The organism is Allobosea sp. CER48 (assembly GCF_044752385.1).
Lineage (GTDB): Bacteria > Pseudomonadota > Alphaproteobacteria > Rhizobiales > Beijerinckiaceae > Allobosea.
Genome location: NZ_JBIWYK010000055.1, coordinates 1 through 10,865 on the forward strand (window position 1 = coordinate 1; position 10,865 = coordinate 10,865).

General features: G+C 67.3%; 9 protein-coding genes. 4 read left to right on the forward strand and 5 right to left on the reverse strand.

Annotated features, from left to right (window positions below; genetic code table 11):
- Positions 1-31 precede the first annotated feature (31 nt).
- Complete coding sequence (locus ACIPIA_RS04050; protein WP_400506919.1) at positions 32-1,168, reverse strand: DSD1 family PLP-dependent enzyme; 1,137 nt, start codon at positions 1,166-1,168, stop codon at positions 32-34.
- A gap of 120 nt (positions 1,169-1,288) precedes the next feature.
- On the opposite strand from ACIPIA_RS04050, the gene ACIPIA_RS04055 reads away from it, so the two are divergent.
- Positions 1,289-3,109, forward strand: coding sequence for an ABC transporter ATP-binding protein (locus ACIPIA_RS04055; RefSeq protein WP_400506921.1), 1,821 nt, complete (start codon positions 1,289-1,291; stop codon positions 3,107-3,109).
- An 18-nt stretch (positions 3,110-3,127) separates the two neighbouring features.
- Here ACIPIA_RS04055 and ACIPIA_RS04060 read toward each other — a convergent pair whose 3' ends face one another.
- The 4 genes from ACIPIA_RS04060 to ACIPIA_RS04075 form a co-directional block, all read right to left on the reverse strand.
- On the reverse strand, positions 3,128-4,132 hold the full coding sequence (locus tag ACIPIA_RS04060; protein ID WP_400506923.1) for a Gfo/Idh/MocA family protein: 1,005 nt from the start codon (positions 4,130-4,132) through the stop codon (positions 3,128-3,130).
- 13 nt (positions 4,133-4,145) lie between these two features.
- Positions 4,146-5,168 (reverse strand): Gfo/Idh/MocA family protein, encoded by a 1,023-nt coding sequence (locus ACIPIA_RS04065; RefSeq protein ID WP_400506925.1) that lies wholly within the window; start codon positions 5,166-5,168, stop codon positions 4,146-4,148.
- Between the two features lies 1 nt (position 5,169).
- A complete protein-coding gene (locus ACIPIA_RS04070; RefSeq protein WP_400506927.1) occupies positions 5,170-6,345 on the reverse strand; it encodes an extracellular solute-binding protein in 1,176 nt (391 codons plus the stop codon).
- A 149-nt stretch (positions 6,346-6,494) separates the two neighbouring features.
- A complete protein-coding gene (locus tag ACIPIA_RS04075) occupies positions 6,495-7,679 on the reverse strand; it encodes an ROK family transcriptional regulator (RefSeq protein ID WP_400506930.1) in 1,185 nt (394 codons plus the stop codon).
- 125 nt (positions 7,680-7,804) lie between these two features.
- Between ACIPIA_RS04075 and ACIPIA_RS04080 the strand changes: the two genes are divergently transcribed.
- The 3 genes from ACIPIA_RS04080 to ACIPIA_RS04090 are packed head-to-tail and all read left to right on the forward strand — an operon-like array spanning position 7,805 to position 10,804.
- Complete coding sequence (locus tag ACIPIA_RS04080; protein ID WP_400506932.1) at positions 7,805-8,542, forward strand: glucosamine-6-phosphate deaminase; 738 nt, start codon at positions 7,805-7,807, stop codon at positions 8,540-8,542.
- A gap of 2 nt (positions 8,543-8,544) precedes the next feature.
- A complete protein-coding gene (locus ACIPIA_RS04085) occupies positions 8,545-9,579 on the forward strand; it encodes an N-acetylglucosamine-6-phosphate deacetylase (RefSeq protein WP_400506934.1) in 1,035 nt (344 codons plus the stop codon).
- A 31-nt stretch (positions 9,580-9,610) separates the two neighbouring features.
- Entirely contained in the window at positions 9,611-10,804 is a 1,194-nt protein-coding gene (locus tag ACIPIA_RS04090) for an extracellular solute-binding protein (RefSeq protein ID WP_400506935.1), read from the forward strand.
- Positions 10,805-10,865 lie beyond the last annotated feature (61 nt).

The window sequence follows — 10,865 nt, forward strand, 5'->3', positions numbered from 1 at the left end:
AAAGCCGGGGACCATCACTCGGCCCGATGCATCAGGTCAGGGCGCCGCGTGCCGCCACGGGCCAGACGGCCTCGACATGGGCATCAGGCCCGTGCAGGCCGCGGACACAGACATACCAGTCGTGCAGATTGACGGTCGGATCGCAATGGCCGGGGATCAGGAGCAGGCGGTCGCCGCGATGCGGCAGCGCGATCGGCTCGCCGGTCAGGACCCCGTGCTCGTCCGAAGGTTTCGTGTAGATCGCGCCATCGCGGCGGAAGGGTAGCGGCATGCCGGAATCGATGGCGACCGCCTTGTGTCCGGCATCGACGATGGCGCGGTCCGGCACCGGCTTGCTCATCACGCCGGCGAGCACGAAGAGCGCGTGCTCGAAGCTGCGGAAGGGCGTGCCGTCGGCCTGACGGTTGCGGGCATAGTCGGCGTCCATGAAGATGTAGGAACCGGCCTGGATCTCGTTCCACAGCCCGGATTGCGTCTCGAGCTCGTAGGTGCCCGTGCCGGCGCCGCTGACGATCTCGCAATTGAGGCCGGCATGGGCGAGGCGTTCGGCAGTGTTGCGCACGGCGTAACCGGCGCGCTCGATCGCCTCGCGCCGCTCGTCGATCGAGCGCATGTGCTGGGCGGAGCCGTGATAGGCCTGCAGGCCGGCAAAACGCAGCGTGTTGGAGCGGGCGATGGCTTCGGCCAGCCTGACCGCGCCCTCGCCGGGGGCCACACCGCAGCGCCGGCCGCCGACATCGATCTCGACGAGGACATCGAGCACGACATCGTTGCGCGCCGCTGCCTCGGCGGCATCGCGCACGCCGTCGGGGTGATCGACGCAGAGGCCGATGCGGGCGCTGCGTGCGAGCCGAGCCAGACGATCCAGCTTGGCCGGGCTGGCGATTTCGTTGGTCACCAGCACGTCGCCGACGCCGCCCGCGACCAGGATCTCGGCCTCGGCAACCTTCTGGCAGCATTGCCCCACGGCGCCGTTGGCGATCTGCCGCAGGGCGATTTCCGGGCTCTTGTGGGTCTTGGCGTGGGGGCGCAGCCTGACGCCGTGGGCCTGGGTGAAAGCCGCCATGGCGACGAGGTTGCGTTCGAAGGCATCGAGATCGAGCACGAGGGCGGGGGTCTCGATCTCGGCGAAGCTTTGACCGGCCTGCGCCGGCGGCGATTGCGACATGGAGTCTCCTGAGTCGGTTGTGGCCATGGGAGGACAGCTTCGTGTCCTGAGCAAGGCCTGCCTTCTGGATGCGGCCATGCGCCAGTGGCGCTTGCGGCGCCGCCGTGATAGGCGCGGCCCATGAAGATCGGCCGCGTCACCGACGATACCCTCGCGCTCTTCGCCCGCGTCTGGCGCGAGCAGATCAGATCCTACCTGCCGCAGATGCTGATGATCCTCGGCCTCGTGGTGGTCATCGCCGCGACGACGAGCTTCTATCCGCTGTTGATCAAGGCGGCCTTCGACGCGTTTGCCGACCCGCTGACGGCCGAATCGACCGGCTTCGTGCGTCGCATGGAGCGCCTGGTCTCGAAGTCGATCGGCTACGAGATCGGCGTGGTGAACGCGGTCGCGACCGTGGTGGTGATCGTCACCGCGATCAAGGGCTTCTCGCTGCTCGCCCAGACCGTGATGACCAACAAGGTCGTCAGCCGGATCGAGGCGGACATGCAGACGGCGCTCTACGGCCACCTGATCGATGCGGACCTGGCGCAACTCCAGAAGGAAAACCCGGCGTCGCTCACCCAGCGCTTCACCACCGATTTCACCTTCGTGAAGGAGGCGCTGACGCGCATCATCAATATCGCGATCCGCGATGTGGTGACGGCGATCGCGCTCGTCGGGGCGCTGTTCTGGATCGACTGGCAGATGACGCTGGTGGTGGTGCTGATCGCACCCGTGATCGCCCACCCGATCGGCCGGATCGGCAAGAAGCTCCGGCGCATGGCGAGTTCGCAGCAGGAGCAGACCGGCATCATGGCGAGCCTCGTCACCGAGAGCCTGCAGGGCGCCCGCGTCGCCAAGACGGATTCACTCGAACCCTATCTGAAGCGGCGCGCGACGAGCGCCTTCGAGACCATCCGGACGCTCAAGGTCAAGGCGGCCAACGCGCGCGGCCGGCTAGATCCGCTGCTCGAGGTCGGCGGCGGCATCGCGGTGGCCGGGGTGCTCGCCGCCATCGGTGTGCGGATCACCTCCGGCCAGTCCACGGTCGGCGATTTCACGGGTTATGTCTCGGCGCTGCTGCTGGCGGCGCAGCCGATGCGCTCGCTCGGCAACCTCAATGCGATCGTCCAGGAGGCCGGCGCCTCGCTGAAGCGCTATTACGCGCTGATCGACGAGAAGCCGCTGATCGTCGACCGGCCCGGCGCCAGACCTCTGGCGATCACGGCCGGCGAGGTCGCCTTCCGCCATCTGCGCTTCCGCTATCGCGACGACCAGCGCGCGCTGGAGGGGATCGACCTCGTCGCGCGCGGCGGCAAGACGACGGCGCTCGTCGGCCGCTCCGGTTCGGGCAAATCGACGCTGCTGGCGTTGGTGCCGCGGCTCTACGACCCGGTCGAGGGCCGGATCGAGATCGACGGGCAGGATCTGCGCAGCGTCACGCTGGACAGCCTGCGCCATCAGATCGGCGTCGTCAGCCAGGATGTCGTGCTCTTCGACGACACGGTTCGCGCCAATATCGCCTTCGGCCGCCCCGGCGCGACGCAGGAGGACATCGTTGCGGCGGCCAAGGCCGCTGCGGCGCACGACTTCATCATGGCGATGCCGGGCGGCTACGACGCGCCGGTCGGCGAGCGCGGCCACAAGCTCTCCGGCGGCGAACGCCAGCGCGTCGCCATCGCCCGCGCCATGCTGAAGGACGCGCCGATCCTGTTGCTCGACGAGGCGACCAGCGCGCTCGACACCGAATCCGAGCGGCTCGTGCAGCAGGCCTTGGCGAAGCTGATGAAGGGCCGCACGACCATCGTCATCGCGCACCGGCTTTCGACCATCCGCGAGGCCGACCTTATCGTCGTGATGGACGAGGGCAAGGTCGTGGAGACGGGCAGCCATGACGAGCTCCTGGCGCGGGATGGCGCCTATGCCCGGCTGCACCGGATGCAGTTTCTGGAGAACTGATCGACCTGAGCGACGTTGTCAGAGCCGGGCCGCCCGGAGGATATCGTCGACGAGTCTCTGCGACGCCAGCGCTTCCTCTCCGGTGACGACCGGGTCGCGGTCTTGCTCGATCGCATCCAGGAAATCGGCGATGACGGCGCGATGGGCGTCGTGCGGGAAGTCCATGATGTTGGCGCCGCTGCCGGTCGAGCCTTCGGCCTCGACGACCTCCTCGCTGCCATCGAGGAAGGACAGGCGCAGGCGCCCGCCGATCAGCGCGGCGAAGCCCTTGCTGCCGGTGATCTCGATGCGCTCGGGATAGCCGGGATAGGCGGCGGTCGTCGTCACCAGCGTTGCCGGCGCACCGCTATCGGTTTCCAGCAAGGCGGAGACATAATCTTCTGTCTCCATGCGGTGGAGAGCCGTGGTGCGGGCCTGCGCCGCGACAACCTTCGACACGCCGACGAGCGAGCGAAACAGGTCGAGCGAATGGATCGCCTGGGTAAGCAGCACGCCGCCGCCGTCCCGGGCGAGCGTGCCGCGGCCGGGCTCGTCGTAGTAGTTCTGGGGGCGCCACCAGGGCACGGAGAGGAAGGCCGCTTCGATGGTGCCAAGCTCCCCCGATTGCAGGGCGGCTTTCAGGCGCAGGCTCGCCGGGCGGAAGCGATGCTGCAGCACGACGCCGAAGGTCTTCCCCGTGCGCCGCGCGGTCTCCACGAGGCGCTGGCCGCGTTCGCTGGTCAGTTCGAGCGGCTTTTCGACCAGAACATGTTTGCCGGCTTCAAGGCAGCGCGCGGAGACGTCGAGATGGCTCGAAGGCGGGGTCAGCACGATGGCGGCATCCACTGCCGGATCGGCCAGGGCGACATTCAGGTCCGTGGCTGTCGGAAAGGGGAACTGGCCGGCAAAGGCCCTGGCCCGGTCGGGCGTACGGCTCACCGCCCATCGCACATCCGCACGATCCGCGAGATCGAGCAGACTTTTCGAATGAGGCAGGGAGGCGGGACCGAGGCCGATCACGGCGATGCCGAGCTTGCTTGTCATGGCGGATCGTTCCTCAAGCGCGGGCGGCGGGCTTCGCCGGCAGCCAGGCGGCCTTGGCCTGTGCCTCCAGCGCCAGGCGGCAGACGGTGAAGGCGTGGCGCTGACTCATCGCGGTTTCGCTGCGTGCGCCGATATCGGCGATCAGGTCGCGGAAATAGGTGAGCGGCTCGCCGGAGGCGTCGATATGGCGGGTGCCGGCCCTGTCGACGAGGAAGACATGGTCGGTGCCGGGGCGGCCGGCGATGTCGACGTATTTGCGCAGCTCGATCGTACCCTCGGTACCGAGAATGGTCAGACGGCCGTCGCCCCAGGTTGGGAGGCCGTCGGCGGTGAACCAGTCGACGCGGATGTAGCCGCCAGCCCTGTCGCTGCGCAGGAGGATTTCGCCGAAATCCTCGAAATCCGGCAGGTCCGGTGCGCCGAAATGGCCGGCACCGGATGCGATGACCTCGGCATCGGTCGAGCCGGTGAAATGCAGGAACTGATCGATCTGGTGAGACGCGATGTCGGTGAGGATTCCGCCATAGTGCCGCTTGTCGAAGAACCAGCCCGGCCGGATGGCGCGGTTGAGCCGATGCGGCCCCATGCCGAGCGTCTGGACGACATGGCCGATCGCGCCGTCGGCAATCAATTTGCCGGCTATGATCGTTGCTGGAACGATGAAGCGCTCGGAGAAGCAGATCGAGAAGATGCGGCCGGTCTCGGCGACGGCCTTCCGCACCGCTTCGAGCTGGTCGAAGCTGGTCACGCCGGGCTTGTCCACCATGACGTCCTTGCCGGCGCGCATGGCACGAATGGCGATGGCCGCGCGCTCGGCAGGAACGGCGGCGCAGACGATCAGCTCGACCGACGGGTCGTCGAGCAGCCGGTCGGCCGTGCTCTGCGGCAGTTCGGGGAAACGTTCACGGAAGCCGGCAAGGACGCGTTCGTCCGTGGTGGCGGGGTCGAAGCCGACGCAGGTCGCGCCGGCTTCGAGGAGACCACCGACCATATGATAGATATGGCGGTGGTCGAGGCCGATGGCGGCGAAGCGCATCTTATTGAGGCGCGCCGTGGCCGACGCCGATCTCCTGGTCCCAGCGCCGGAAGGCGGCGACGAGACGCTCGGGCGTCAGCGGCGGGCGGGTCGGCAGGCTGGTGATCAGCCCGTCATACTCGGGCCGGCCATATTCCGCGAGGATGTCGCGGCTCTCCTGCGGGGCCATGGCGAGCGTCACGCCCTTCACCGCCGGGCCGGGATAGAAATAGCCCTTGTCGTAGGTTACCGCCTGCGCTTCCGGCTTGAGCATATGAGCCATCAGCGCGACGAGCGCCGGCATCTTGTCGGCCGGGACGCCCTTCGGGATGCACATGAACTGCGTATCCGGGATCCAGTGGGTGTTGGCGAGGACGAAGACCTTCGCCTCCTTCGGCACGATGCCGAGCACGCGCGGGTTGATGTCCCATCCGAGGGTCGAGACGATGACGTCACGGGTGCCCTCGCCGAGCTCCTTCATCGTGGCGGCTGTGCCGCCGGGATAGTAGTCGACGCCGGTGCCGAGTTCCTTGAGATAGGCCCAGGTCTTGTCCCAGCCCTTCATCGGATCGGACGGGTCGGCATCGCCGAGGATATAGGGCAGGCCCTGCAGCCAGGTCCATCCGGGGCCGGAATTGACGGGCCGCGCATAGGTGAAGCGCTTGGGGTTCTGCTTGACGTAGGCGAGCAGCTCCTCCGCCGTCTTCGGCACGGTCTTGAGACGCTCTGGGGCATACTCGAAAAGCGGGCCGGAGGGCGAATAGACCACCGCGACGCCTTCGTTCTGGCCGAAGTTGCGCTGCATCATCAGCGCCTGTTCGTGGTAGATCTCCTCGGGCTTCGGCAGGTCCTTGGCGTGGGATTTCCAGACATCGACCCAGAGCCCCTGCTGGATGCCGTCCGACATCGCGCCGGGGCCCGTCAGCACGAGGTCGATGTCGACGCGGTTGGCCTGCTGCTGGGCCTTGAGCTTGGCCGGCAGTTCCGGCGAAGGCGCGCGCGAGAAATTCAGGCGCGAGATCAGCTTCGGATTGTCCTTGGCGAATTTCTCGATGGCCGCCTGCGTCAGCTGCAGATTGCCTGCGACGTCGATGATGTTGAGCGCGACCGGAGCGCTCTGTGCCAGCGCGCCGCCGGCCTTCAACGCGGCGAGGCCGGCCGCTCCGGCCATGACGGTACGGCGTGTCGGATGGTTCATGGTCTCTCCCTGGGGTTCGGCTCTCTTTTGTGATGCCGTTGGCAGCATCCGGAGCTCTGATCTGGGATACTAGTGCACCACCTCGGAACGCGCCAGCGCATTCGGCGACATGGCCGACACCACGCCGAGGCATGCGGCGAGCCGAGAGATCAGCCGCGCTCGAGCAGCAGCGCTTCCGCAGCGCGGCTGAGCAAGGGCGCGGCTGCGCCGTGGATCTCGTAGAGATGGCTGGCCGGCACGCCCGCGAGCGCGGGAACGGCGAAGCCGTCCATCGTGCCTTCCGCGCGGAACAGCGTGTCGAAACGGGCCCAGAGTTGAGGATTGGCGGAGAAGGGGCCGCTGACCGCGATCCGTGCCGGGAAGAGGAGGCGGCAGGCATTGGCCAGCGCCCGGGCAAGAAGTTGCGCCGCCGTGTTGATCTCCGGCAGGGACAACAGGTCCAGGCCCGCGAGCTGCCGGGCCAGCCGGACCTCGTCCTGATCGAGATCGGGCCAATGCCGGCGCAGCGCGGGCAGGAGGGACCAGAGCGCGGCGCCGGTCTCCAGGCAGCCAGTGTTCCTGCAGCCGCAAGGGCGGCCGTCCAGGGCGGCGAGGCGCCAATGACCGATTTCGCCGAACGAGCCGGTGGGAGCGAAAGGTTCACCATCGACGGCATAGGCCAGGCCGATCCCCCAGCCCCAATGCAGCAGCACGGTGCCGCCGGCGAACTGCTCCGGCTCGCGGGCGGCGCGAGCGCGCAGCTCGGCATCGAGATTGCGGCAGATGGCGACCGGGCCGGCGACCGGTTCGAGCACGGCGGCGATGTCGAGCCCGCGCATGCGCGGCCAGCGCGAGGCCATCAGCCACTGCCCCTGCCTCAGGTCGATCAGGCCGGAGAGCGAAACGGCGGTGCCGGCATGGCTCATGCCGGCCGGCATCGCATCGAGCAGGTTCTGCGCTAGTTCCGCCATCACCGCCGCGATCGTGGCGTTGTCGGCGTCGCCGGCGATCGGGCGGCGGCGCTCGGCGACGAGATGCCCGTTGAGATCGACCAGCGCGCCCGAGAGCGACTGGCTGGAGACATGGATCACGGAAGCGCCGATGCGGCGGGTATGGGCCACGAGGATGGCGGGTGGCCGGCCGCGCCCGCTGGCTTCGCCGACCGTCTCGATAACGAGGCGCCGGGCGATGAGGTCGCCGACGACGCGTGAGACGCTGGTCGAGCGCAGCTGCAGGATTCGTCCGATATCGGCGCGGGAATGGGCCTCGCCGTTCAGGATCAGGCGGTAGATCCGGGCGCAGTCGCGGTCATGGGCGAGTGCGAGGCGGCTTTCGTCGATCGTCAGCAGGGACAAGGCGGTCTCTATTCAGAACGGTTGCGTTCGAAATTAATGATTGCGTTTCGGCTGAGGCTTCATAAGCTCGGTAACAGAATATCGGAAATTTCCTGACTAAAAAGGTTCAGAATTCGATGATCGAGATGCATGTTGCTTCCGACAAGGATGCGCTCGGCCGGCAGGCGGCGGGCCTCGGCGCGCAGGCGATCCGGGACGAGCTGGCCCGCCACGGCGAAGCGACGATCATCGTGGCGACCGGCGCGAGCCAGTTCGAAATGCTGAAGCATCTCGTCGCAGCCGAGGGCATCGACTGGTCCAAGGTGACGGCCTTCCATCTCGACGAATATGTCGGCCTGTCCGAGAGCCACCCGGCCAGCTTCCGGCGCTATCTGCGGCTGCGCTTCATGGCGCCGCTGAGCAACGCGCCGACCTTCGTTCCGGTCGATGGCGAGGGCGATCCCGCAGAGGCGGTGAAGCAGCTCAGCAAGCAGATCGCCGGCAAGCGCATTGCCGTCTGCTTTGCCGGGATCGGGGAGAACTGCCACCTCGCCTTCAACGATCCGCCCGCTGATTTCGACACCGAGGAGCCGTATCTCGTCGTCAATCTGGACGATGCCTGCCGGCAGCAACAGTTCGGCGAGGGCTGGTTCCCGAGCTTCGACGCCGTGCCGCAGCAGGCGATCTCGATGAGCATCCGCCAGATTCTCAAGAGCGAGCTGATCGTTCTCTCGGTTTCCGACACGCGCAAGGCCGCAGCCGCGAAGGCAGCGCTGGAGGGGCCGATCAGCAATCTCGCGCCCGCTTCGATCCTGCAGACGCACAAGCGCACGGTGTTGTTCATCGATCCGCCGGCTGCGTCGCTGCTGACCCGGAAAGGCTGAGGATGCGCACGCCCGGCCTCGTCGATCTGCAGGTCAATGGCTTTGCCGGGGTGGATTTCAACTCCGGGACGATCACCGCGGCTGAGCTCGACCGGGCGCTCGAGGCAATGCTGTCAACGGGCGTCACCACCTGCCTGCCCACCATCATCACCGGCCATCCGCACGAGCTGGAAGAGCGCTTCCGGGCGCTCGATGCGGCGGTGAGCGGCAGTCGGCTCGGACCCCTGATGTGTCCGGGCTATCATCTCGAAGGGCCGTTCCTGAATCCCGCCGCCGGCTATGCAGGCTGCCATCCGGCGGAGGCGATGATCGCGGCGACGGCCGATCTCGTCGTGCATCTCGACGGGCTGCTGTCGCGGCCGATCCTGATGGTGACGCTGGCGCCGGAGGTCGAGGGCGGTATCGCCCTTGCCGGCAAGCTGGCCGGCATGGGCAAGGTCGTCGCCATCGGCCATTCCGCGGCAGATTTCGAGACGGTCGCCGCCGCCGCCGATGCGGGAGCGACGCTTTCGACCCATCTCGGCAACGGCCTGCCGCAGCAGATGCACAAGCTGGTCAATCCGCTCTTCGCGCAACTCGCGGAAGACCGGCTGATGGCCGGCTTCATCGCCGATGGCATCCATATCCACCCGAAGGCGCTGAAGAGCCTGATCCGGGCCAAGGGCTTCGAGCGCTCGATCCTCGTCACCGATGCGGTTGTCGCGGCGGGGGCCGCGCCCGGCCGCTACAGTTTCGCCGGGATGCCGGTGGATCTCGCCGGCGACGGGTCGGTGCGCCAGCCCGGCGGCGCCTCGCTGGCGGGCTCTGCGCTCAAGCTCGACGATGCCGTGCGCAACGTCGTGGCCTGGGACATCGCAACGCCGGAGGAGGCGATCGCCATGGCGTCACGCCATGCGCTGGCCTGCATCGCCGGCGCTCTGGCGAAGGCCGTCATCACCTTGCCGGAATGTGCGATCGAATGGTCGCCGGATCTCCGCATCCGCCAAATCCGCATCGGCGACGAACGCCGGGACTTCGCCGCTGGGGCGGCAGCCTGACGACATCACCAACAAGCAAGAGGGGAGAACCATGAGCGAGTTTTCAAAGGGTGTGGACCGCCGCACCGTCCTGGGCGGGCTGGGGGCGTTGGCCGTCGGCGGAAGCGGAGCCTTCGCTGCCGTGCCGGCGCTGCCCTCGGCGCCGGTCGGGATCAACATCATCGATGTCGGCGGCGCGCTGGCGCTGATGCAGCAGGCCTTCGACGACTACCGCAGCGCCAATCCCAAGCTCGTCTCGCGCATCACCTATGTGAAGGCGCCGGCGCCGGAGCTGGCGAGCAAGATCAAGGCGCAGCAGGACGCCGGCCGCGCCGATCTCGACCTCGTCCTGACCGGTTCGGACGGTCTCGCGGCCGGACTGGAGCAGAATCTCTGGCTGAAGATCTTCCCGGATTTCGCCGAGAAGTTCCCGAAGATCGAAGAGAACTACGAGCCCGCGGCGCTCAATCTGCACAAGGTGCAGGGCGCCGGCTATGGCACGGTCGTGAACTACTATCCGTCCGGGCCGCTGCTCGAATACATGCCGGATCGCGTGAAGCAGGTGCCGACCACGGCGGAGGAACTGCTGGCCTGGGCGAAGGCTAACCCCAACAAGTTCATGTATGCGCGCCCGACCAATTCGGGCCCTGGCCGCACCTTCATGATGGGCCTGCCCTACATCCTCGGCGACAAGGACCCGCAGGATCCGGTCAATGGCTGGGACAAGACCTGGGCCTATCTGCAGGAGCTCGGCGAGTCGATCGAGTACTATCCGGCCGGCACCGGCGCCACGATGAAGGAATTCGGCGACGGCTCGCGCGACATCATCATCTCGACGACGGGCTGGGACATCAATCCGCGGGCGCTCGGCATCGTGCCGAAGGAAGCCAAGATCCAGACCCTGAAAGGCTTCCACTGGGTTTCGGACGCCTTCTTCATGTGCGTGCCGAAGGGCATCCCGAACGATCGCCTCGCCGTCGTGCTCGACATCATGGCACATGTGCTGACGCCGAAGATGCAGGCCTATTCCTATGACGAAGGCTATCTCTATCCGGGCCCGGCGGTGAAGGACGTGCCGCTGTCGCTGGCGCCGAAGCGCAGCCAGGAGGTGATCGCGGAGTTCGGCCGGCCGGAATATGCCGAGCTCATCGCCAAGAATCCGATCGAGCTGCCGCTGAAGCCCGACAAGATGGTCGTCGCCTTCCGCAAGTGGGACGAACTCGTCGGCGCGAAGCGCAAGCGCTGAGGCCGCGCGGAACGACCCTTGGTCCAGGGCGACGTGGAGCGGAAAAGGGCCCGGAATCCGT

Coding starts and splice junctions, on each gene's coding strand:
- ACIPIA_RS04070 (WP_400506927.1), bottom strand. CDS start 6,345: ATGAACCATCCGACACGCCGTACCGTCATGGCCGGAGCGGCCGGCCTC.
- ACIPIA_RS04085 (WP_400506934.1), top strand. CDS start 8,545: ATGCGCACGCCCGGCCTCGTCGATCTGCAGGTCAATGGCTTTGCCGGG.
- ACIPIA_RS04065 (WP_400506925.1), bottom strand. CDS start 5,168: ATGCGCTTCGCCGCCATCGGCCTCGACCACCGCCATATCTATCATATG.
- ACIPIA_RS04055 (WP_400506921.1), top strand. CDS start 1,289: ATGAAGATCGGCCGCGTCACCGACGATACCCTCGCGCTCTTCGCCCGC.
- ACIPIA_RS04090 (WP_400506935.1), top strand. CDS start 9,611: ATGAGCGAGTTTTCAAAGGGTGTGGACCGCCGCACCGTCCTGGGCGGG.
- ACIPIA_RS04080 (WP_400506932.1), top strand. CDS start 7,805: ATGCATGTTGCTTCCGACAAGGATGCGCTCGGCCGGCAGGCGGCGGGC.
- ACIPIA_RS04050 (WP_400506919.1), bottom strand. CDS start 1,168: ATGTCGCAATCGCCGCCGGCGCAGGCCGGTCAAAGCTTCGCCGAGATC.
- ACIPIA_RS04060 (WP_400506923.1), bottom strand. CDS start 4,132: ATGACAAGCAAGCTCGGCATCGCCGTGATCGGCCTCGGTCCCGCCTCC.